The organism is Cytobacillus solani, from assembly GCF_001420595.1.
In the GTDB taxonomy this organism is placed as follows: domain Bacteria; phylum Bacillota; class Bacilli; order Bacillales; family Cytobacillaceae; genus Cytobacillus; species Cytobacillus solani.
The window spans coordinates 773,122-793,820 of the sequence record NZ_LJIX01000006.1; the positions used below are offsets into that span (position 1 = coordinate 773,122).

General features: G+C 39.1%; 25 protein-coding genes. 16 read left to right on the forward strand and 9 right to left on the reverse strand.

The features are described from left to right. Positions 1 to 77 precede the first annotated feature (77 nt). The 4 genes from AN957_RS05530 (at position 78) to AN957_RS05545 (ending at position 4,425) form a co-directional block, all read left to right on the forward strand. Entirely contained in the window at positions 78 to 293 is a 216-nt protein-coding gene (locus AN957_RS05530) for a helix-turn-helix transcriptional regulator (RefSeq protein WP_053479302.1), read from the forward strand. Then, positions 286 to 678 carry a DUF2178 domain-containing protein gene (locus tag AN957_RS05535; RefSeq protein WP_053478899.1) on the forward strand — a complete coding sequence of 131 codons (393 nt, stop codon included), beginning with the start codon at positions 286 to 288 and terminating at the stop codon, positions 676 to 678. The genes AN957_RS05530 and AN957_RS05535 overlap by 8 nt, the downstream gene beginning before the upstream one ends. Positions 679 to 875: 197 nt before the next feature. Then, positions 876 to 2,606, forward strand: coding sequence for an ABC transporter ATP-binding protein (locus tag AN957_RS05540; RefSeq protein WP_056682771.1), 1,731 nt, complete (start codon positions 876 to 878; stop codon positions 2,604 to 2,606). Beyond that, positions 2,599 to 4,425 (forward strand): ABC transporter ATP-binding protein, encoded by a 1,827-nt coding sequence (locus AN957_RS05545; protein ID WP_053478898.1) that lies wholly within the window; start codon positions 2,599 to 2,601, stop codon positions 4,423 to 4,425. Before AN957_RS05540 ends, AN957_RS05545 begins: the two co-directional genes overlap by 8 nt. A 219-nt stretch (positions 4,426 to 4,644) precedes the next feature. On the opposite strand, the gene AN957_RS05550 is transcribed toward AN957_RS05545, so the two are convergent. Continuing rightward, the gene (locus tag AN957_RS05550) at positions 4,645 to 5,313 is read right to left on the reverse strand and encodes a vWA domain-containing protein (protein WP_053478897.1); all 669 of its coding nucleotides are present in this window, start codon (positions 5,311 to 5,313) and stop codon (positions 4,645 to 4,647) included. A gap of 432 nt (positions 5,314 to 5,745) precedes the next feature. On the opposite strand from AN957_RS05550, the gene AN957_RS05555 reads away from it, so the two are divergent. Further along, positions 5,746 to 6,249, forward strand: a complete 504-nt coding sequence (locus tag AN957_RS05555) for a DoxX family protein (RefSeq protein WP_056682773.1) — start codon at positions 5,746 to 5,748, stop codon at positions 6,247 to 6,249. A 56-nt stretch (positions 6,250 to 6,305) separates the two neighbouring features. Here AN957_RS05555 and AN957_RS05560 read toward each other — a convergent pair whose 3' ends face one another. The 3 genes from AN957_RS05560 to AN957_RS05565 form a co-directional block, all read right to left on the reverse strand. After that, positions 6,306 to 6,497, reverse strand: coding sequence for a YfhD family protein (locus AN957_RS05560; protein ID WP_053478895.1), 192 nt, complete (start codon positions 6,495 to 6,497; stop codon positions 6,306 to 6,308). A gap of 89 nt (positions 6,498 to 6,586) precedes the next feature. Next, a complete protein-coding gene (locus AN957_RS26655) occupies positions 6,587 to 6,712 on the reverse strand; it encodes a YfhE family protein (protein WP_425388869.1) in 126 nt (41 codons plus the stop codon). 92 nt (positions 6,713 to 6,804) lie between these two features. After that, positions 6,805 to 7,707, reverse strand: coding sequence for a TIGR01777 family oxidoreductase (locus tag AN957_RS05565; protein WP_053478894.1), 903 nt, complete (start codon positions 7,705 to 7,707; stop codon positions 6,805 to 6,807). A gap of 105 nt (positions 7,708 to 7,812) precedes the next feature. Here AN957_RS05565 and recX point away from each other — a divergent pair, with 105 nt between their 5' ends. Continuing rightward, positions 7,813 to 8,610: a recombination regulator RecX gene (gene recX, locus AN957_RS05570; RefSeq protein ID WP_056682777.1), complete on the forward strand. Its 798-nt coding sequence runs from the start codon at positions 7,813 to 7,815 to the stop codon at positions 8,608 to 8,610. Positions 8,611 to 8,862: 252 nt separating this feature from the next. Here the strand turns inward: recX and AN957_RS05580 are convergent, their stop codons facing one another. Then, positions 8,863 to 9,537 carry an SDR family NAD(P)-dependent oxidoreductase gene (locus AN957_RS05580; RefSeq protein WP_053478891.1) on the reverse strand — a complete coding sequence of 225 codons (675 nt, stop codon included), beginning with the start codon at positions 9,535 to 9,537 and terminating at the stop codon, positions 8,863 to 8,865. 141 nt (positions 9,538 to 9,678) lie between these two features. Between AN957_RS05580 and AN957_RS05585 the strand changes: the two genes are divergently transcribed. Then, a complete protein-coding gene (locus AN957_RS05585) occupies positions 9,679 to 9,993 on the forward strand; it encodes a YfhH family protein (protein WP_053478890.1) in 315 nt (104 codons plus the stop codon). A 186-nt stretch (positions 9,994 to 10,179) separates the two neighbouring features. Here AN957_RS05585 and AN957_RS26660 read toward each other — a convergent pair whose 3' ends face one another. Together AN957_RS26660 and AN957_RS05590 are read right to left on the reverse strand one after the other, a co-directional pair. Then, positions 10,180 to 10,323 carry a YpzG family protein gene (locus tag AN957_RS26660; protein WP_075209089.1) on the reverse strand — a complete coding sequence of 48 codons (144 nt, stop codon included), beginning with the start codon at positions 10,321 to 10,323 and terminating at the stop codon, positions 10,180 to 10,182. Between the two features lie 36 nt (positions 10,324 to 10,359). Then, a complete protein-coding gene (locus tag AN957_RS05590) occupies positions 10,360 to 10,530 on the reverse strand; it encodes a small, acid-soluble spore protein K (protein ID WP_053478889.1) in 171 nt (56 codons plus the stop codon). Positions 10,531 to 10,650: 120 nt separating this feature from the next. Here AN957_RS05590 and AN957_RS05595 point away from each other — a divergent pair, with 120 nt between their 5' ends. Further along, positions 10,651 to 10,920: a YfhJ family protein gene (locus AN957_RS05595; protein ID WP_053478888.1), complete on the forward strand. Its 270-nt coding sequence runs from the start codon at positions 10,651 to 10,653 to the stop codon at positions 10,918 to 10,920. A gap of 34 nt (positions 10,921 to 10,954) precedes the next feature. On the opposite strand, the gene AN957_RS05600 is transcribed toward AN957_RS05595, so the two are convergent. Then, a complete protein-coding gene (locus AN957_RS05600) occupies positions 10,955 to 11,935 on the reverse strand; it encodes a metal-dependent hydrolase (RefSeq protein WP_053478887.1) in 981 nt (326 codons plus the stop codon). Between the two features lie 198 nt (positions 11,936 to 12,133). Between AN957_RS05600 and mutY the strand changes: the two genes are divergently transcribed. Further along, positions 12,134 to 13,255, forward strand: coding sequence for an A/G-specific adenine glycosylase (mutY, locus tag AN957_RS05605; protein WP_082446491.1), 1,122 nt, complete (start codon positions 12,134 to 12,136; stop codon positions 13,253 to 13,255). An 18-nt stretch (positions 13,256 to 13,273) separates the two neighbouring features. Here the strand turns inward: mutY and AN957_RS05610 are convergent, their stop codons facing one another. Then, positions 13,274 to 13,468 (reverse strand): hypothetical protein, encoded by a 195-nt coding sequence (locus AN957_RS05610; protein WP_053478885.1) that lies wholly within the window; start codon positions 13,466 to 13,468, stop codon positions 13,274 to 13,276. Positions 13,469 to 13,603: 135 nt separating this feature from the next. On the opposite strand from AN957_RS05610, the gene fabL reads away from it, so the two are divergent. The 7 genes from fabL (at position 13,604) to AN957_RS05650 (ending at position 20,677) form a co-directional block, all read left to right on the forward strand. Further along, the gene (gene fabL / locus AN957_RS05615) at positions 13,604 to 14,353 is read left to right on the forward strand and encodes an enoyl-[acyl-carrier-protein] reductase FabL (protein ID WP_053479301.1); all 750 of its coding nucleotides are present in this window, start codon (positions 13,604 to 13,606) and stop codon (positions 14,351 to 14,353) included. Between the two features lie 445 nt (positions 14,354 to 14,798). After that, positions 14,799 to 14,996 carry a gamma-type small acid-soluble spore protein gene (locus tag AN957_RS05625; RefSeq protein WP_053478883.1) on the forward strand — a complete coding sequence of 66 codons (198 nt, stop codon included), beginning with the start codon at positions 14,799 to 14,801 and terminating at the stop codon, positions 14,994 to 14,996. 558 nt (positions 14,997 to 15,554) lie between these two features. Further along, positions 15,555 to 15,806 carry a YgaB family protein gene (locus tag AN957_RS05630; protein ID WP_053479300.1) on the forward strand — a complete coding sequence of 84 codons (252 nt, stop codon included), beginning with the start codon at positions 15,555 to 15,557 and terminating at the stop codon, positions 15,804 to 15,806. Positions 15,807 to 16,013: 207 nt separating this feature from the next. Then, positions 16,014 to 16,544 (forward strand): nucleoside tri-diphosphate phosphatase, encoded by a 531-nt coding sequence (gene ntdP / locus AN957_RS05635; RefSeq protein WP_053478882.1) that lies wholly within the window; start codon positions 16,014 to 16,016, stop codon positions 16,542 to 16,544. Between the two features lie 134 nt (positions 16,545 to 16,678). After that, positions 16,679 to 18,427 (forward strand): ABC transporter ATP-binding protein, encoded by a 1,749-nt coding sequence (locus AN957_RS05640; RefSeq protein ID WP_053478881.1) that lies wholly within the window; start codon positions 16,679 to 16,681, stop codon positions 18,425 to 18,427. Between the two features lie 284 nt (positions 18,428 to 18,711). Continuing rightward, complete coding sequence (locus AN957_RS05645; protein ID WP_056682780.1) at positions 18,712 to 19,710, forward strand: ABC transporter ATP-binding protein; 999 nt, start codon at positions 18,712 to 18,714, stop codon at positions 19,708 to 19,710. Next, positions 19,703 to 20,677, forward strand: coding sequence for an ABC transporter ATP-binding protein (locus AN957_RS05650; RefSeq protein WP_056682783.1), 975 nt, complete (start codon positions 19,703 to 19,705; stop codon positions 20,675 to 20,677). The genes AN957_RS05645 and AN957_RS05650 overlap by 8 nt, the downstream gene beginning before the upstream one ends. The last annotated feature ends 22 nt before the right edge of the window (positions 20,678 to 20,699 follow it).

The window sequence follows — 20,699 nt, forward strand, 5'->3', positions numbered from 1 at the left end:
TTGACATCCACTTTGGCTTTTTTTATCATATAGATGTAAAAGGTTTTTTACACCTTGCGAATGTGGAGGCATATGGAATGGAGAATAGAATTAAGGAGTACAGAGAAAAAAACGATCTTTCACAAGGGGAATTAGCCGAATTGTGTAATGTAAGCCGGCAAACAATTAATGCGATCGAGAACAACAAGTATGACCCCAGTTTACAGTTAGCATTTGAACTGGCAAGGAACTTACAAGTAACGATAGAAGATATATTTCTGTATTCAGAGAATGGGGGAAAAAAGAATGGATAAGTCTAGAAAAATCATTGCAGTTTTAGCTTTTGTTGTTTTTTGTACTCTCACAGGCTTCACGTTATACAAATGGGTGCGATTTGGTACGATAGATGGAGGTTCTATATTTTTTAGTTTTCTTGCATTATCGTATTTTTTTAATTGGCTTAATTGGGGCAGACATGATGGCGGTGGAGAGAAAGATGAATTAGACAGGCATATTGAAACACAGAGCGCAAAAATAGGGTATTTTGTATTAATGATTTTGGCTGGTATTATTTTGTTTATTTCAGAAGGTGTATCTAATTTAAATGATATTAAGAATTATCCTTTGCTTATTGTAGTGGGCCTTACATTTGTTACACTTCCGATTACAGAGTTTATCTATTCAAGGAAGTTTAAATAATATAAATCAAATAGTCTAAAAGGTTATGGAAACATTATTAACTGAAAAGAGAACCCATCAAGAATCGAAATAAGCAGTCCTTCATATTATTCACCTGTCTTTTTTGAATAAATTATTTAAAAATTCCGTAAAAGGAGATATGATAATACTAATCATTTATTTAGGGATTCGAAGGAAAACTGCTTGGGGGATAACATATGTTAAAGGTCATTACCTATTTAAAGCCATACCGGATTGCAGTCGTCATTGCACTTATATTAATGCTGACAGAGCTTGGAGTAGAGCTTGTTCAGCCGTTTTTCATGGCAAAGATTATTGATGAGGGCATCCAAGTGAACAATTTGTCCGCGGTAATGAAATGGGGCGGTATAATGGTCGTGTTTTCAATTATCTCTTTTGCAGCAGGAGTGATTAACTCCTTTTATGCAGCCCATGTAAGTCAAAACTTTGGTTTCGATGTAAGGAAGGCTTTATTTGAAAAGGTTCAATCCTTTTCATTTGCGAATTTCAATCAATTCCCTGCATCCTCTTTAATTACAAGGATGACGAATGATATTACGCAAATTCAAAACACTGTTTTTATGAGCTTGAGGATCATGCTTCGCGCACCGCTGCTGATTATTGGCGGGTTAATGATGGCGTTCGTTGTTAATGTAAAGCTTGCCTTGATCTTATCTGCGGTAATTCCCTTTTTGTTTATTTTTCTTATTTGGGTGATGAATAAAGGGAGAGTATTATTTAAGAATGTGCAGGAAAGATTAGACTCAGTGAATGGCGTCATGAGGGAAACGCTGACAGGCATTCGTCTCATAAAGGCTTTTATCAGACGAAAATATGAGGTCAGCCGGTTTGCTACGGCAAACAAGGAATTAAAGGATCGAACGGTCACGGCATTACGGGTCATGGAAGTAGCGATGCCAGTATTGTTATTTATTATGAATGTAAGCATTATTGGCGTTCTTTGGTTTGGGAATATGCAGCTGAATACAGGCGAAGTAAAGGTAGGGGAAGTAGTAGCGATTGTTAACTATGCCACACGGATAACGGCTGCCTTCTCAATCTTTTCTTTTATCATTATGGCTTTTTCACGTGCAAGGGCTTCTTCCAGCCGAATTGTGGAGGTAATGGAAACGCCGGTTGATCTTCTTGATCGAAAAGATGCTGACTCCGTATTCGCTGTGAAAGAAGGGAAGATTGAGTTTAAGAATGTCATGTTTCAATATCCTGAAACGGAAACTTCTGCAATTGATGATATTAGCTTTACAGTTCAGCCAGGGCAAACGGTCGCTATTCTGGGTGCGACAGGTTCAGGGAAAACTTCGCTATTTCAACTGATCCCACGGCTATATGATGTGAATAGCGGGCAAGTATTAATAGATGGCATGGATGTTCGCGAGATGAAGATGGAGAGTTTGCGAAAGCAAATCGGATTTGTCCCGCAGGAAGCTTTGTTGTTTTCCGGGAGTGTAAAAGAAAACATTGGGTGGGGGAAAGAGAATGTTTCCATGGAGGAAATGATGGAAGCAGCAAAAGATGCGCAAATTTATGAAACAATTAAGAAATTGCCAAATCAATTTGAAACAAAGCTAGGACAAAAAGGGGTGAATCTTTCTGGAGGGCAAAAACAGCGGCTTTCCATCGCAAGGGCGTTGGTTAGACAGCCAAAAATACTCCTGCTGGATGATAGCACAAGTGCATTAGATCGAAGAACAGAGGCAAAATTGCTTCTGGCGCTAAAAGCATACACATGCACAACCTTAATCATCACACAGAAAATTAGTACGGCAATGGAAGCGGATCAGATTCTTCTTCTAGAGAATGGGAAATTATTAGCTAAAGGGACGCATGACTCTTTGCTTGAAACCTCGAAGCTTTATAATGAAATTTTCAGCTCCCAATCGAGAGAGGAGAGCAGAAATTATGCTTAAAGAGATAATTAGACCTTTTCAATATAAGAAAATGAAGCATTTGAAAATAGAGGACTCACAAAGCAAGAATAAACAAAAATCAAAGAATTATTTTGCTACTTTAAAAAGAATCTGGTATTTTCTTTCTTCGAATAAAGGGCTCTTATTTCTTGTCTTATTCATGGTATTCCTTAGCTCTGCCCTAGGATTGCTTGGCCCGTATTTAGTTGGAATGGCGATAGACGATTATATTGTTACTAGAAAAATGGATGGGTTCGTGACTCTCTTAGTAAGTCTTGGAGTGATTTATGTTTTCTATTCCTTAACGATCTGGTTCCAGAACTACTGGATGATCGGGATTGCGCAGGATACTGTTTATACGATGAGGATGAGGCTATTTCAGCATTTGCATAAGCTGCCGATTCCATTCTTTGATAAACGCCAGCATGGCGAATTAATGAGCAGGATCACAAATGATATTGAAAATGTAAGCTCCACACTAAACAGCTCTGTCATCCAAATTTTTTCAAGCTTACTTACCCTTATTGGGACAGTGGCTGTAATGCTTTGGCTAAGCCCGTTGTTGACTCTATTAACCTTGATTATCGTTCCTCTCATGTTTTTCGGAATGAAGTGGATTACGAAACGGACTGGACCATTATTTAAAGAACAGCAGCGAAATCTTGGGGAATTAAATGGTTTTATTGAAGAAACGATTTCAGGGCAGCGAATTATTAAGACGTTTTCACAAGAAAAGAAGGTCACGGCAGAATTTTTGGAAAAGGGTGAACGGTTAAAAGCGGCAGGCTTTTGGGCACAGACTTATTCTGGCCTTATTCCGAAGCTAATGAATGTCTTGAACAATTTGAGCTTTGCGATTATTGCTGGGATCGGAGGGATCCTCGCATTAAATAATATGATTTCTATCGGTGTGATCGTTATCTTTGTCGAGTATTCCCGTCAATTTACCCGTCCATTAAATGATCTTGCGAATCAATTTAATACACTATTATCTGCCGTTGCAGGTGCAGAAAGGGTATTTGAAATTTTAGATGAAGAGGAAGAATTTAAAAATGAACGCTCGCTCCATGAGCTGCCGCAGGTAAAGGGAGAAGTAGAATTTAAAAACGTTACCTTTTCCTATGAAGAGGAAAGCAAGACGGTTAAGAATATTGACTTCCATGTGTATCCTGGTGAGACCGCCGCGTTTGTTGGACCTACAGGCGCTGGGAAAACAACCCTAATTAACTTGCTTTCCCGTTTTTATGAAGTGGATAGCGGGGGGATTTTTATCGATGGATATGATCTTTCTAAAGTAAAAAAAGAAAGCTTACGTAAGTATATGGGCTTTGTATTACAGGATTCGTTCATGTTTCAAGGAACGGTTCGCGAAAATATTCGCTATGGAAGACTTGCGGCAAGCGATGATGCAGTGGTTGAAGCAGCTAAGCTGGCCAATGCCCATTCCTTTATTGTAAAGCTTCCGGATGGCTATGACACCGTTTTGAGTCAGGAGGGTAGCGGTATTAGCCAAGGACAAAAGCAGCTGTTATCAATAGCGAGGGCATTTCTTGCCAATCCATCCATCTTAATATTAGATGAAGCAACAAGCAGTATTGACACAGTCACAGAATTGAAGATACAAGCGGCATTGCAGAAATTAATGAACGGAAGAACAAGCTTTGTAATTGCCCATCGGTTAAATACGATTCAAAACGCAGATCGGATATTTGTCCTTGATGAAGGAAGAATTATAGAGGAAGGCAATCATGATACCTTGCTGAAGAAAAAAGGGTTTTACTATCAATTGCATGGGAAGGCAGCTGCTTCAGGGATATAATCTAATGTTTCTGGAATGCTAGATAAACTGCTACAATTGCTAGATAAAATAGTTAGAATGCTAGATATATTGATTGAACTGCTAGATAAATAGCTGCAATTGCTAGATAAAAGGAAACAAATGCTTGAAATATTATAAAAGTTGCTAAAAAAATGCAGAGCATTCCGATAGAAATAGAAAAACCTGTGAAATTGATCGTTTTCACAGGTTTTTCTATTTCTATTGAATCACTCTTTTAGCTTTCGCTTCTTTTAGCCATTCTGGAAACTCATTTAGAAGCAGATTGTATAATTCCTCATCAGAAATGGTTTCAATATTTTGAATATGGAAGAAGTTTGCATTATCGATGAAGCGCCCATCCATTTCATCTAGTTTTTTAAGGACATCAAAATTAGAATCTCCAATGCCAACAAACTGCCAGAAGAGCGGTTTATCAGAGGAAGAAACAACTGGCTTTTTGATCGTGCTTTTACAGCCTCCATCATTAATAAATACAATAAATGCAGGATCTGAACTTGGGTCTTCTACCGTATATTTATGAATGACATCCTCCATAACCGGCGGCTCATCATTTCTGCCAAACTTATGGATTAAAGAGTTGTTCAAAATATATTGATCCACATATCCTTCAAAGTCAATTTCTGTAACAGGTTTCAATCTAGAAAACTCATTATCATATACCCACACATCTAATGATCCATCATCATCAAATTGGCTTGCGACAGCAAGAATCCGCTCGACTACCTTCTGAACAGTTCCGTTTTTATATAAACGCCGCATGGATCCAGAAATATCTAATACGAGTGCGACTCTTGCTGTTACATTTGTTAAATTCCTTTTCTCAAGAACGATACGTGCCGATTTTTTTAATAGGCTGATTGTGCTCATAAGCTTCCTCCTTGATTAGTTTTGGACAAGTACTGCTTTAAATGTACCATAATGCTGATAATAAGTATTATGAAAATTAAAGAAGGATGATAGGTATGCGAGTGTCTGTTATCCACAAAGTTATGAACATTAAAAATGGCGTTTTAATCAGCAGTTGGTTAGGTTACCCACAAGATGTTAATAACCTTGTGTTCACAAGTTATACAAATTCGTATGATGTTTTGTGAAGAATTGGTGAAGTGGATTGTTAATTGTGTAAGAATAGCGTATATTAAAGGTGTAGAAAGAAAGTGAAACACTTCACAAAGAAGTAAGCTGAATCAGACCTTTCTACAAAATAAGCTGGCCGGCTTGAACCCTTAGAGGGTAAAAAAATTTACATCATATTGTGAATAAGATCACAATATAATCAATTTATTGGAGATGATTACTATGAAATGGTGGAAAACTCCTCAAGCAGCGGTAGCATGGACAATTTTACGAATTTGGCTAGGGATTCAATGGATCCAAGGCGGATGGCATAAGGTCGTTGATGGATTTGATGCCAGTGGATTTATGCAAGGAGCGATTGCGAAGGCATCTGGTGAAAATCCCGCAGTGCAAGGTTGGTATGCAGGCTTTCTAGAAAACTTCGCATTACCGAATGCTGATCTATTTAGCACATTAGTTGCATACGGTGAAGTTCTTGTTGGACTTGGTTTAATTCTTGGAGCAGCAACAATCCCAGCATTAATTGCAGGTGCATTTATGAACCTTAACTTCTTATTAGCAGGAACTGTCAGCACTAATCCAATCCTTTATACAGCAGCCATTATCTTACTCTTTACAGGTAGCGGAGCATACTTCTGGGGCGTTGACCGCTTTGCCATCCCATATGTAAAGAACCTCATTGGAAAACGAGGAAATGAAGAAAACAATACAGCACATAATCACTAATAATATAGGAAGCAAGCTCCTGACATGGGAAGCTTGCTTCTTTTTTATTCATATATCTAACTTTTTCTTTGCTTTCCTTTAACTCTTTGATTGGCAGCATTTGCACGAGCTTGTGCTTCTAGATCAGCTTGGTCTGCTAGCTCTGCTGAATACTCTTCGTCAATTCCATCAGATTTCATATTTTGTGGAACTTGTGGAAGTGATGCTTTGTTTTTATCTCGAGATCTTTGTCCGCGTGAACGACCCATAATAAAAACTCCTTTCAAAAATAAAAGTACGGAACACCATGGTTCCGTACTTTTATTTTTGCCATTAATAATCTCTCTATGAATGGAAATTAATGTTTTGATTTATTGTCGACATAACCGCCTGCACGATCCGCCCGCTGAAATTCACGTACATAAAGCACCTCTTGCATGCTTGATAATGTTCGTTTCTTTTTATTCTTTGTTTTTTTATCCACTGCGATCATCCTTTCCACATAAGGTCATTTTCACATCTTCCTTATTTTTCCCTTATCAAATAGGATTGATACAGCCAATTGAAATTTTTGAACTAATATATATCTTCTAAGGCATTTTTTAAGTCTCTATATAAAAAAGTGTATCCATGTGCTAGAAGCTTTTGAGGCAGCACTTTTTGTCCTTCAAGTACAAGAATACTCATTTCCCCTAGTGCGATTTTTAAAGCAAACCGAGGTGCTGGGATCCAATGTGGCCGATGTAAAACCTTTCCGAGTGTCTGTCCAAACTCTTTCATCTTCACTGGATTCGGCGCCGTGAAGTTAACAGGTCCTTTTACATGTTTATTTGCAGCAACAAACAGAATGCCATTGACGACATCCTTGAGATGAATCCATGAAACCCATTGATCTCCGGATCCGACTGTGCCGCCAGCAAAAGCTTTATAAGGCAGGGCTATTCGCGGTAAGGCACCATCTGTGTCATCGAGAATAATGCCAAATCGGCAATAAACGGTTCGAATGCCTAAATCTTCAGCATTATGAGCAGTTGCTTCCCATTGCTGAACCGTTCTTGCAAGAAAATCATCACCTGCTTCCCTTGAGTCTTCTGTGAAGGTTTCCGAATCTGATATGCCGTAAAATCCGACAGCACTTGCCTGTATGAGTACTTCAGGCTTTTTTTGAAGCCTGCTAAGTATTTTCTCAACTTCGTTAGTTGCTGAAATCCTGCTCTTCAAAATTCTTTTCTTTCGATTTTTCGACCATCTGCCGCTATTAATCGATTCGCCTGCAAGATTAATGAATACATCTACATCTTCTAAGATTTCCCATGGTCGGTCTCCTTCATTTAGCCATTGAACATAGGTAACTTGTTTTTTATTTTCCTTTACATCCATTTTTCTCGTTAAAATAAATACCTCATGTCCCTTTTGTACAAATTCCTTTGTCAACGCATGACCGACAAAACCGGTACCACCAGTCACTGCTATTTTCATGCCCATTCCCCCTAGCTGCTTTTTGGCTAATTTGTTTATATATTTTCGATAGATTAGTCAGAAACCCTTTTTCAAATGTGATACATTAAAAGGGAGGTGAAGAAAATGCCTACGATAACAAGAATTACAGTGCAGCAGAAAAAGACGGACCGATATAATATTTTTTTAGATGAAAAATATGCATTTAGTGTGGATGAGGATGTGTTGATTAAGCATCAGCTCAAAAAAGGAATGGAGCTGGATGAATTTTCACTTTCTGAAATTGCCTATCAAGACGATATTAGAAAATCATACAACTTAGCGATTCAGTATTTAGCAAGAAGAATGCGCTCTGAAGCTGAGGTTCGAAAAGCTCTCAAGGATAAAGAAGTCGATGAAAGCATCGTTCAAGAGGTGATTCATCGATTATACGAGTACAGCTTTTTAAATGACGAGGAATTTGCGATTGCCTTTGTACGAACAGCAATGAATACGACTGATAAAGGTACAGATGTGATTCGCAGGGAATTAAAGGAAAAGGGGATTTCGGATAATATCTTAGAACGTGCTCTGAAAGAATATCCGTTTGAACAGGAACTAGATACAGCGATTAAGCTTTGCGAGAAGTTTGTCCAAAAAAACACACGAGATTCCTCAAGGGTCATGAAACAAAAGCTTGAACAAATGCTTTTCCGAAAGGGATATTCTTTAGGTATCATTCAGACTGCTCTATCAGAAATGGAGATGGAAAAAGCTGAGGATGAGGAAATGGCAGCATTGAGAATACACGCGGAAAAAGCGCATAGGAAATATGAAAAGCTTGAAGGCTTCGAGTATGAAAAGAAAATGAAACAGGCACTTTTCCGAAAAGGCTTTGCCTTTGAATTGATTGAACAGGTTTTATCGCAGATTAACGAGCAGTAAGACCCCCAATTCAAGGAAGTCGAGGAAACGAAAAATTGTAAGTGGGGGATCAACTGCCCGTAAATGCCCGATTGGTTCAACTAGCCATCAGTGGGGATGATAGCCGACTTAGAACGCTACTTCCTGTGGCAACGTCGGTACTAGCACGTCCTATGGTCAGAAAACCTCTACTGATGGAAGTTTCACTTTATCCGAATATAGGGAAACTTAAAAATCACATGGCCACCATGTGATTTTTATATTTTAAATAAACTACTTTTCTGATTCAATAATAATTGCATCTTTTTCGATATTCGCCAAAATCTTATCTGCAATTTCAGCAGGGGAACGAAGTCTGGATTTGTCCTTTATAAAATGGTTATGGTCCCAAAATGGAGTGTCCATTCCACCCATGTAGACCGCTTTTATCATTATACCTGTATGCCCATACTCGATCTGTAAGCTTTCTGTAAATCCTCGAACAGCAAATTTACTTGCAGCATAACCGGATTCATTTATCTTTCCTCTAAGGCCAGCAGTTGAAATAATATTCATTACTAATCCTTCATTTTTTTCAACAAGATATGGCAGGACTGCTTGTGATATATAGATGGTTCCTAGTACATTTACGTGAAGCATTTCTTCTATTTCAGCATGAGGCATTTGTTCAAAAGGTCCAAAATGACCGATTCCAGCATTGTTGATTAGACCGTAAATGGTGAATTGTTTTGCAGCTTGGCTTATGAATGCTTGGATTTCTGATGGGCTGCTAATATCTACAGCAAAGGAATCGGCATGTCCATTTTCAGCCTGGATTTGTTCTTCAACTTCCTTCAGCTTTTCAAAAGTTCTCCCAATCAAAAGCAAATGATAACCCTGCCTGCTATAACGGATGGCAAGCTCTTTTCCTAATCCAGATCCTGCACCTGTGATGATAATCGATTTCATATGTTTGCTCCTTATGTAAAATCTTTAGGCTTTTCTAAGCGCTCACAATTCAATATACTTAATATGTCCATTTAAAGTCTATAGTGAGTGTTTACTTCTAATGTTACACCTATAAGGAAAAGATGGGAAGGGTGAAGGATCATGCCAGAAAAAAGATATAGTGAAATGTCAAAATATGAGCTGCAGCAGGAGATTTCCCGTTTAAATGAAAAGGCGAGGAAAGCAGAACAAATGGGGATGGTTAATGAGTTTGGTGTTATGGAAAGAAAGGCAGTCATGGCAAAATCCTATTTATTAGATCCAGATGATTACCAACCAGGAGAGCTTTATGAAATTGAAGGCGATCCGGGCTCATACTTTAAGATTGATTATATGAATGGAGTATTTGCATGGGGATTCCGCTTAAACGGGGATAAAGCGGAAGAGGCAATACCGATTTCGATGTTGAAAAAATAGAAGAAAGAGGGGGGGAATTCCTCTTTCTTCCGGAAATGTCTAGCTCCAGCGCCTATCGCCTATCAAACTTCAGGTCTCCTCCCTACGATAAGTCAACATCGGTTCGCTCACGCTCACCTTGTTTCCTTTATCTCTGTCGGAGCCCCTCCAGTTTGTGCGGCGATGACCAAGGCGCTTCCGCTTTTCTTACGATCTTTTTCTCGTTTGTGCTTCTAATATCACAAGATTTTGGGATAGCTGTGTTTCTCCATTAATCTGTGAATGTGCATGCTTTGGCCTAAAATTTGGTGCGTTGAATTTCGTATGGAAGAAGTTTTTTGGTTTTCCCATTATCAAGCCCTCCTCGTTTTAAGCATGTATCATGTACTAAAAATCAGGTGTATCACTGTCGCGGTTAGATGAAGCCTGCATTCTTTCCTGAGGATGGGTATTGATTGTTCCATTTGCCCTCAGGGAGTTGTACTCAGCCTTTGCACGAGGCTCGCCCTCGAATTTATTATTGTTTTGGTTTGGGAAGTTCTTTGCTTTGTTTCGCATGTACAGCCTCCTAGACCCTCATTTAAAACCGTGAAAGCATTCATGCATCTCACGTAAATTTAGTATTTGTTATTCTTAAAAAAGGTATGATGGATAGTTAATGGAAATGGGGTGAAAGAAATGAATGACAACCAGAAAAGATTATTTGAACGATTGCTTGAATTAAACGATCAGCTCTCAGCAAATCAAGCACAAACTTGGGTTGAGCTATTATGGGAGGATTTCGAAGCGACTTATGCAAAAGCAGGCAGAGAGTATAAAGGGAGCGAGATGACTGAAAAGGTAGTCAGTCAATGGATTGAGTATTATGGGGACAAGCTCCATGAATTTGTGGCCCACAATCCGAAGTATAAGCATTTGCTTACTGAGGATCAAAGCAAGCTGCATTAAAACAGGCTGTCTCATGCGAGACGGCCTGCTCAATTTAACCCGGAATGATTTCTAGTTTTTTCCGCAGCTTTTCTTCACTAAAAATCCATCCAGTATATGATGTTAAAATGTCTAATTGATGATTTAATTGGACAACCGCAACAAATGGGTAATAATCATTGCTTCGATAGCGAAGATCAATGAAACGAACTTCATAATAATCATCATATTCGTCAATTTCCCAGCGATAGACTGGTGAAAATGATAAAAAGGCAGATAAGTTTTTGTCTTTTTTGGCAGCCTCTAATACGGGTGTCTCCGGTATGGGTACGCGATTAAATTGATCTAAAATACAAACCTTGCTATCGATCGCACGTCCGACAAAAAATTGATGCTTATTCATCACAGCAATACGCCACTGCTTAAATTTCATTGTCGGAGCAATAATGATTTCAGTTGCATCAGGAATCATCGTTTTGACTTCCTTCATTACTTTACGCTGTGCGACAAAACGCAGGATATAGTAGATGAATAAAATGGCGTAAATTGAAATAAATGTATATCCGGGATTTGCACCAAGTGCCCATATTAGAAGACCGACAATATGAATCCCGAAAATATACGGATCAAATGTGTTAATGACGCCTAGTGCGACCCATTTGGAAGAAAAAGGCCGTAACGCCTGTGTTCCATAAGCATTAAAGATATCAACAAATACATGAAGAAAAACCGCAATAAAGGTCCATATCCATAGATGAAGTACATTTGTCTCAGGGAAAAACGGATATATGACCGCTGTTAAGGCAATTGGCCAAAGTAAAACAGCGGGTATGGAGTGGGTAATCCCACGATGATTTCGAATATAAACCGCATTACTCTTTAATTTTAAAACCGTATCAATATCGGGTATTTGTGAACCGATAATCGTTCCAATCATGACGCTAGTTGTTGCAGCAGTGCTTTCTGTAACAACCGGATCTAACGTTGCAATGCCTGCTAGTGCAAGTCCCATAACGATATGTGTACCTGTGTCCAAGGGGAATGACCTCCTTCATTTAGAGGATGTTCTAAAAGGGACCGAAAAATTATTTGTGATATTAAATTGCAAAGCCTTCATTTATAATTTTAGCCTTATTGCTCTTGAAACACTAGTGAAGAAAAGAGTAATTTTTAAAGAAAAACTGAAAAAGGAACTGTAGTTATTTTCCCAATAAACCATTTTGATATCCAAAGGATGATGGAGGAACAAATCTTGATAAATAATGAAATAAGCCAGTTGAACAAGATAGATGCAGCAAAATTTCAGCAAGACTTAATCGGCTGGTTTGAAGCTGAACAAAGGGATCTTCCATGGAGAAAGGATCAGGACCCCTATAAAGTATGGGTATCTGAAATCATGCTGCAGCAAACACGTGTTGATACTGTTATACCCTATTTTCACAATTTTATTGAACAATTTCCAACGATTGAAGCCCTTTCGAATGCAGATGAAGAGAAAGTATTGAAGGCTTGGGAAGGACTTGGCTATTATTCAAGGGCTCGAAATCTTCAATCAGCCGTAAGAGAAGTTCATGAGAAATATGATGGAAAAGTGCCGAATGATCCCAAGGAGATTTCATCTTTAAAAGGTGTGGGTCCTTATACTGCAGGGGCTATTTTAAGCATTGCATACGGCATTCCCGAACCAGCCGTTGATGGAAATGTGATGCGTGTTCTTTCAAGAATTTTATCCATTTGGGAGGATATTGCAAAAGCATCCTCAAGAAAGGTATTTGAAGAGGCAGTAAGAAAGCTGATTTCTCACAGCAATCCTTCCTTTTTTAATCAGGCATTAATGGAGTTAGGGGCATTAATTTGTACTCCTACATCACCTAGCTGCTTACTATGTCCAGTTCGGGAACATTGCCATGCTTTTCATGAAGGAACCGAAAAAGATTTGCCTATTAAGACAAAAACGAAAAAGCATCGGCATGTTCAGATTGTAGCGGCTGTGCTCAGAAATAATGAAGGAAAATTTCTTATTCATAAAAGACCGAGTAAAGGGCTGCTAGCAAACCTGTGGGAATTTCCAAATGTAGAGGTGCTTCTGCCTCACATAAATGAAAAAGAACAATTAAAGGATGCAGTAAAAGAATTATTCAAAACAGATATAGAGATTGATGAAATGATTGGCCAAATTGAGCATGTGTTCTCACATTTAACGTGGAATATAAATGCATATAAAGGACAAGTTCACTTTATGGAAAAGGAAGCGGAGGACTTAAGGTTAGTAACTGCGGAGGAAATGAAGGAATTTTCCTTTTCGGTATCACATCAAAAAATACTTCAGCAGTTTATTGAAAGTGAAGAAGAATGAAAAGGGGGGTGTCCCTTTTCATTCGGTCTTAAGATTTTTTAATCCTCCCCGATTTTGGATCTCTTCAACGATTTCTTTTTGAATCACTTGACCTTCTGCATTCAAATAGGGGACAATTTGCTGGAAAGAGTGATGAAAGAAAGCAAGTTCATCATTTTTCCAATCTGTCTTTGCCATCATCGATAATTCAGTCATATCTCGCCCATCATACATAAGCAACTTCCTTTCAAAATCATAGTAGTATCTTTATTGTTATGAACTGGATTGCTTGATATACATGGAAAAGTTAAAATGGGCACAAGAAAGAATTTAAATACTGAGATCGCTATAAAAGAAAGGATTTTTCAAATGACACAAAAAGTAGCATTAGTAACAGGCAGCAGCAGAGGTATTGGAAAAGCAACAGCATTAAGGCTGGCAAAAGAAGGCTATGACATCGTTATTAATTATGCTAGAAGCAAAACGGCAGCGTTAGAAACAGCTGCAGAAATTGAAGCACTCGGCAGAAAAGCTTTACCAGTAAAAGCGAATGTGGGCGATGTGGAAAAAATTAAATACTTATTTGAGGAAATTGATCATGAGTTTGGCAGACTTGATGTATTTGTTAATAACGCCGCATCAGGAGTCCAAAGACCTGTGATGGAGCTTGAAGAATCTCACTGGAACTGGACAATGAATATTAACAGCAAAGCATTATTATTTTGTGCGCAGGAAGCGGCAAAGCTAATGGAAAAAAATAATGGCGGGAAAATTGTCAGCATCAGCTCTTTAGGTTCGATCAGATATTTAGAAAATTACACAGTTGTTGGGGTTTCAAAAGCAGCGTTAGAAGCATTAACAAGATATTTAGCTGTGGAACTAGCTCCTAAGAACATAATAGTTAATGCAGTTTCAGGGGGAGCGGTTGATACTGAAGCCCTAAAGCATTTCCCTAATCGTGAAGAATTGCTTGCTGAGGCAAGACAGAAAACACCAGCAGGACGAATGGTTGAAATTGATGATATGGTCAATGCAGTCATGTTCCTATTAGCAGATGAGTCAAGCATGATTCGCGGCCAGACGATCATTGTTGATGGGGGAATATCACTGCTCGTTTAAGCTTCCCAAAGCAAAGGAGTTCTAGTTAGAGGGGGACTTTGGACGAGAAAATCGGGTTCTGTAGCAAAGGAGTCCGAACCAGAGGCGACTTCAGACAAGAAATCAGGTTTCCAGAGCAAAGGAGTCCGAACCAGAGGCGACTTCGGACAAGAAAGCCGGTTTCCAGAGCAAAGGAGTCCGAACCAGTGGTGACTTCAGACAAGAAATTCGGATTCTGTAGAAAAGGAGTCCGAACCAGGACCAATTTCGGACAAGAAGGTCGATATCCAGAGCGAAGGAGTCTGAACCTGAACCGACTTCAGAGTAGTTATTTTAAAAAATTCAAGAGAAATAGAAGAACCACTGCCTAGCATAAATTGATACTACCCATCCGAAATTTATTTTTAAAAATATGTGGATATTTCCTCTGCGCTTGGACAAATTAATAGGCGTGGAGGTGATAACTATGGCAAAACAACCAAATCAATCTCAAGCTGGAACGAACATTCAAGAAGTAAGACAACAAAATGCTCAATCAGCTGGTGCAGGTGCTGGTCAATTCGGAACAGAATTTGCTAGCGAAACAAATGCACAAGAAGTAAGACAACAAAACCAACAAGCAGAAGCTCGTAAAGCGAAAAACTCAGGCTCTCAAGGTCAGTAATAGCAAAGAAAGGCGCTCTTCATTCGGAAGGGTGCCTTTTTCTTTTTTGTCTAGCGCAAGCGGCCCATCCCTGTCTGACAGGACGTACTAGTGTTGACAATACGACAGGACAAGGAAAGCTTCGTCAGTAACGCATCGCACGACTAAAAGTGAAGCTTTTAGGAGGACGTCGCGTTTTTGTCGACCTCGAGGTCACAAGCTTGTCTAGTTGCGGCACCCACTGACTCGTGTCATAAGCCAATCCATTTCAGAAGGCAAAATACACCTGCTTACAGGTCTTGCCATATGCAGTCGTCTCTGAACAGTCGCCTCCGCAATTCAATCAAGCCTTCCCAAAAAGGATGCAGTGAGTCTATTCTTGTGCTTATCAGTGGTAATCAAGGAGCTTGTACTTTTCTTAGTTTAGTTTTATCAATTAAGGCAATAATGAGTATGTGAAAAATCCACGTTCCTTTCGACAAAACTTCCCTCGGCTCAACAGAAGTAGTCAAAGGAATCGCGGAGGAATGAGAGAATACATAATACAGAAAAAACAAACAGGACGGTGATACTCGAATGATGAAAAACTTTGATCTTTTAGTAACAGAACAAATGCAAACAATGGAAAAACTATTATATCTTCAAAGTGAGCTTGAGCGTTGTGAAGAAATTGAAGAAGAGCTAAAATCGCTTCAGCAGGAGACAGAGCTAGAAAGTCTTCAAACTGAAATTGCTCATATGAAAAAAGAGTTAAGAGAGATTCATCGTGTATTTGAATGCCAAACAGAGGAAGTCATTCGTTCTTATCAAGAGGTGAAAGTTTCGGTATAAAAGGTTCGTTTCGAAACTGTTTATATTTTTTCTATTAGCCATTGAGGATTTTCAATGGCTCTTTGTTTTAAATTTCTACTGAAACCGTTATAATAAATAGAAAAAGGATTCGTACTTTGTTGCCTTCAGTTGATTTAGAAATTTTTAAGAGTAGAAGCATTTCAGTTAGGTTTCAAAGCCCGGGTATATGAAAGTAGGGGAGAAAGAATGGCCGTACCCATAGAAGGAGAACCGATTCAAATTCATAGTTATAAACACAATGGGCACATCCATCGCGTCTGGGATGAAACAACCATATTAAAAGGAACGCAAAATCTAGTAATTGGTGGAAATGATCGGACGATTGTTACGGAATCAGATGGCAGGACATGGGTTACTAGAGAGCCAGCTATTTGTTATTTTCATTCGCAGTATTGGTTTAATGTAATTGGCATGATTCGTGAAGATGGCATTTATTATTATTGCAATCTTAGCTCTCCATTTATTTTTGACGGAGAGGCTGTAAAGTATATTGATTATGATCTTGATATTAAAGTGTTTCCAGACATGACCTTCAATCTGCTAGATGAAGATGAGTATGAACGTCATCGCCAAGAAATGAATTATCCAGAGCCAATCGACCGGATTCTGAAGTATAATGTGGACCAATTGATTCATTGGATTAGACAAAGAAAAGGCCCATTTGCTCCTGATTTTATTGATACGTGGTATGAAAGATATTTAACATACAGACGCTAAATGGATGAATGTGCGAAAACGTAACGCCTGTTGAGCCTTAGATCAACAGGTTTTTATGTGGGAAAATAATAGTAATTATGCGCATCTATTAACAAGATTCCATGGGGCCAGTTACGGATAAGAGGGGGAAAAAGTTGGATAGCATCAAGCGTTACATGCAGTTTGTGAAACCATATCGACTTCAAATTATTGTAACCATCATCATTGGAATTATTAAGTTTGCCATCCCGCTGATGATTCCGCTTTTAATCAAATATGTGATTGATGATATAGCAGGCAATACTGCTTTAAGCAGTGCGGAACAAACGAGCAAGCTGTTTATGATTATGGGCATTATGATTATTATATTTGTTGTCGTTCGGCCGCCCATTGAATATTACCGTCAATACTATGCTCAATGGGTTGCAAGTAAAATTTTATACGATATTCGGGATAGGCTTTTTACGCATATTCAGAAGCTGAGCTTTAAATATTACGCAAATATAAGAGCAGGGGAAGTTATTTCAAGAGTCATCAATGATGTTGAGCAAACAAAAACATTTGTCATCACAGGATTAATGAACCTTTGGCTGGATATCGCAACAATCATTATCGCAGTGGTCATTATGATGCAGATGGATGTAACTCTGACAATTGTTTCATTAATTTTATTCCCTTTCTACGGATTTTCAGTGAAATATTTCTTCGGCAATTTAAGAAAGCTTACAAGAAGACGGTCACAGGCACTCGCTGAGGTGCAAGGCTATCTCCATGAACGAGTACAAGGGATGGCTGTGATTAAAAGCTTTGCGATCGAGGATTATGAACAAACACAATTTGATAAGCAAAACAGTAACTTCTTAACAAAGGCAATTGACCATACGAAATGGAATGCGAAAGCCTTTGCTGTTGTGAATACGATTACAGATATCGCCCCATTAATCGTCATCGGTTATTCAGGGTACCAGGTGATACAAGGAGACCTGTCGATTGGGACGATGATGGCGTTTATTGCCTATATAGATCGATTATACAATCCGCTTAGAAGGCTTGTGAATTCCTCAACAACGATGACACAGGCGATTGCATCCATGGACAGGGTTTTCGATTTAATCGATGAGAAATACGATATCGATGATTCGCCAAATGCGATTGAATGTAATCATGTGAAGGGAGATATCGATTTTGAACAGGTAAGCTTTTCCTACAGTGAAAAGGAAGAGCATGTCTTAAAAAATATTTCACTCCATGTGCAAAAGGGAGAGACAATCGCTCTAGTTGGCATGAGTGGAGGTGGAAAATCCTCATTAGTCGGACTTATTCCCCGATTTTATGATGTCACAGACGGAAGGATTCTTCTCGATGGGGAAGACATTCGCTCATTTAAGGTCCGCTCATTAAGAGATAAAATTGGAATGGTACTGCAGGATAATATTTTATTTAGTGAATCGGTGAAAACAAATATTTTATTAGGCAAACCGGATGCAACGGATGAAGAGGTTATTGAAGCTGCAAAGGCTGCCAATGCTCATGAATTTATTATGAATTTGCCAGATGGCTATGAGACGAAAGTAGGAGAACGGGGTGTGAAACTTTCAGGTGGGCAAAAGCAGCGGGTAGCGATTGCCAGGATCTTTTTAAAGAATCCGCCTATCCTGGTTTTGGATGAAGCGACATCTGCACTAGATTTAGAAAGTGAGCATTTGATTCAGGAGGCACTTGAGCAATTGGCTAAAGATCGGACAACCTTTATTGTTGCTCACCGCTTATCGACCATCACACATGCGGATCGCATCATCCTCATAGAGCATGGCGAAATTGTAGAAATCGGCAGCCATGATGAATTAATGAAAAAGCAAGGAAATTATTATAAGCTTTTCCAAGTACAGCAATTAGAGCATTAACTTTGAGCTGACCCTATGAATAGGGTCAGTTTTCTTTTTGTCCAGTAGTGAAACGAATAGTCATTATTGCCTAACTCCTACATAAGATAATAGAGATGATGAAGTAAACATGTCTATTTTTATTCATTTTTGTCGAAAAATATAAAATTATTGATATATTCATATAATTTAAATAAATCAGTAGACTTAGAGAAACTTTTTTAATAGAATAAAAAGCAAGCGATAAACGAATTCCGATTTTTCGGAATTTAATAATGGGTGGACACCTAGAAAGGAGTATCACTGTGACACAAGCTCCAGTATTAGATGTAAAGCAGTTAAAGACATCTTTTTTTTCAGCGGATGGAGAAATACCTGCAGTTGATGAAGTGAGTTTTTCGGTAAATAAAGGAGAAATTCTGGGAATTGTAGGAGAGTCTGGCTGTGGAAAAAGTGTCACTTCATTATCAATCATGAAGCTGATCCCTCAGCCGCCAGGGAAAATTGTCGGTGGTGAAATCTTGCTTAATGGCGAGAATATCGTCTATTCCTCAGAGAAAAGAATGCGTGAAATTAGGGGTAATGAAGTAGCAATGATTTTTCAGGAACCAATGACTTCATTAAACCCGCTGTTTACAATCGGCAATCAGCTGATTGAAGGCATCAAAATACATACAAAAGCTGGAAAGAAAGAGGCCTTTCAGCGAGCAGTTGAAATGCTAAAGCTAGTTGGGCTGCCGCGTGCAGAACAAATTATGCATGAATATCCTCATCAGCTTTCTGGAGGAATGAGGCAAAGGGTCATGATTGCCATGGCGCTTTCCTGTCATCCGAAGCTGCTTATTGCAGATGAGCCTACCACTGCATTAGATGTAACCATTCAAGCTCAAATTCTAGCCTTAATGAAAGATTTGAATGAAAAGCTGGATACAGCCATCGTATTAATTACCCACGATTTAGGTGTAGTAGCCGAAGTTTGTGAACGTGTGATTGTTATGTATGCAGGGAAGGTCGTGGAAGAGGCGCCAGTAATGGAAATTTTTAAAAATCCGAAGCATCCATATACACTTGGATTGCTGCAGTCGGTGCCTGATGTCCGAGAAAAAAAAGAACGCCTCTATTCGATTCCTGGCAATGTTCCAAAACCGGGGTCCATAAGGAAGGGCTGCCGTTTTGCTGCCAGATGTGAATTCGTTCATGAACGTTGTCTTTCAGATACCCCTCCATTGTACAAGGTAGAAGGTGCTGATCAGCATACGGTAAGATGTTTCCTGCATGAATCAGGAGGTGCGATAAGTGGCTGAGATCTTATTAGAAGTCAATCAATTAAAGAAGTACTTTCCAATAAATGGGGGAATATTTGGTAAAAGGGTTGGAGAAGTAAAGGCGGTAGACGACATTAGCTTCTTTGTTAACAAAGGGGAGACGCTCGGTATTGTTGGTGAGTCGGGCTGCGGAAAATCAACGACAGGCCGAATGTTAATGCGCTTGATCGAACCAACGGAAGGGAAAGTGCTCTTTGAAGGAAAAGAGTTAACAAACCTATCGGACGGGGATATGAGAAAAATGCGCAAGGAAATGCAAATGGTTTTTCAAGATCCCTTTGCCTCCTTAAATCCCCGCCATACAGTAGAAAAGATTTTGGAAGAACCGCTCATTGTCCACGGGATTGGTGATAAAGTGGAGCGGAAAAAAAGAGTAAAAGAAATGCTGGAGGTTGTAGGTCTAAGCAGTTACCATGCGAAACGCTATCCGCATCAATTCAGCGGAGGACAAAGACAGCGGATAGGAATAGCGCGTGCCTTAATGACAAAGCCAAAGCTCATTATTGCTGATGAGCCTGTATCTGCATTGGATGTTTCTATTCAATCGCAAGTGTTGAATCTGCTTGAAGATCTGCAAGAGGAATTCCAGCTCACCTATATATTTATTGCCCATGATCTAGGGGTTGTTAAGCATATTAGCGATCGGGTGGGTGTGATGTATCTTGGAAGATTAGTAGAAATTACTGAAGCTGAGAAATTATACGAGAATCCGCTCCATCCATATACAAAGGCTTTATTAGGTGCTGTTCCAGTTCCTGATCCTACATTGAAAAAGGAGAGGGAGCTTTTAACAGGTGATATTCCGAGTCCTTCAAATCCGCCGTCTGGGTGTGCATTTCATACGAGATGCAGGGAATGTATGGACATTTGTAAAACAGAAAGGCCTCAATTAGAGGAAATTGAACCGGGTCATTTTGCGGCATGCCATTTGTATAAGAAGAAATAAACGATTCTTTTGGTGATGCTGC

What these genes read in the sequence shown, in the direction of transcription:
- AN957_RS05530 (WP_053479302.1), top strand. Translation starts at nt 78, where the DNA reads ATGGAGAATAGAATTAAGGAGTACAGAGAAAAAAACGATCTTTCACAA.
- AN957_RS05535 (WP_053478899.1), top strand. Translation starts at nt 286, where the DNA reads ATGGATAAGTCTAGAAAAATCATTGCAGTTTTAGCTTTTGTTGTTTTT.
- AN957_RS05540 (WP_056682771.1), top strand. Translation starts at nt 876, where the DNA reads ATGTTAAAGGTCATTACCTATTTAAAGCCATACCGGATTGCAGTCGTC.
- AN957_RS05545 (WP_053478898.1), top strand. Translation starts at nt 2,599, where the DNA reads ATGCTTAAAGAGATAATTAGACCTTTTCAATATAAGAAAATGAAGCAT.
- AN957_RS05550 (WP_053478897.1), bottom strand. Translation starts at nt 5,313, where the DNA reads ATGAGCACAATCAGCCTATTAAAAAAATCGGCACGTATCGTTCTTGAG.
- AN957_RS05555 (WP_056682773.1), top strand. Translation starts at nt 5,746, where the DNA reads ATGAAATGGTGGAAAACTCCTCAAGCAGCGGTAGCATGGACAATTTTA.
- AN957_RS05560 (WP_053478895.1), bottom strand. Translation starts at nt 6,497, where the DNA reads ATGGGTCGTTCACGCGGACAAAGATCTCGAGATAAAAACAAAGCATCA.
- AN957_RS05565 (WP_053478894.1), bottom strand. Translation starts at nt 7,707, where the DNA reads ATGAAAATAGCAGTGACTGGTGGTACCGGTTTTGTCGGTCATGCGTTG.
- recX (WP_056682777.1), top strand. Translation starts at nt 7,813, where the DNA reads ATGCCTACGATAACAAGAATTACAGTGCAGCAGAAAAAGACGGACCGA.
- AN957_RS05580 (WP_053478891.1), bottom strand. Translation starts at nt 9,537, where the DNA reads ATGAAATCGATTATCATCACAGGTGCAGGATCTGGATTAGGAAAAGAG.
- AN957_RS05585 (WP_053478890.1), top strand. Translation starts at nt 9,679, where the DNA reads ATGCCAGAAAAAAGATATAGTGAAATGTCAAAATATGAGCTGCAGCAG.
- AN957_RS26660 (WP_075209089.1), bottom strand. Translation starts at nt 10,323, where the DNA reads ATGGGAAAACCAAAAAACTTCTTCCATACGAAATTCAACGCACCAAAT.
- AN957_RS05590 (WP_053478889.1), bottom strand. Translation starts at nt 10,530, where the DNA reads ATGCGAAACAAAGCAAAGAACTTCCCAAACCAAAACAATAATAAATTC.
- AN957_RS05595 (WP_053478888.1), top strand. Translation starts at nt 10,651, where the DNA reads ATGAATGACAACCAGAAAAGATTATTTGAACGATTGCTTGAATTAAAC.
- mutY (WP_082446491.1), top strand. Translation starts at nt 12,134, where the DNA reads ATGATGGAGGAACAAATCTTGATAAATAATGAAATAAGCCAGTTGAAC.
- AN957_RS05610 (WP_053478885.1), bottom strand. Translation starts at nt 13,468, where the DNA reads ATGTATGATGGGCGAGATATGACTGAATTATCGATGATGGCAAAGACA.
- fabL (WP_053479301.1), top strand. Translation starts at nt 13,604, where the DNA reads ATGACACAAAAAGTAGCATTAGTAACAGGCAGCAGCAGAGGTATTGGA.
- AN957_RS05625 (WP_053478883.1), top strand. Translation starts at nt 14,799, where the DNA reads ATGGCAAAACAACCAAATCAATCTCAAGCTGGAACGAACATTCAAGAA.
- AN957_RS05630 (WP_053479300.1), top strand. Translation starts at nt 15,555, where the DNA reads ATGAAAAACTTTGATCTTTTAGTAACAGAACAAATGCAAACAATGGAA.
- ntdP (WP_053478882.1), top strand. Translation starts at nt 16,014, where the DNA reads ATGGCCGTACCCATAGAAGGAGAACCGATTCAAATTCATAGTTATAAA.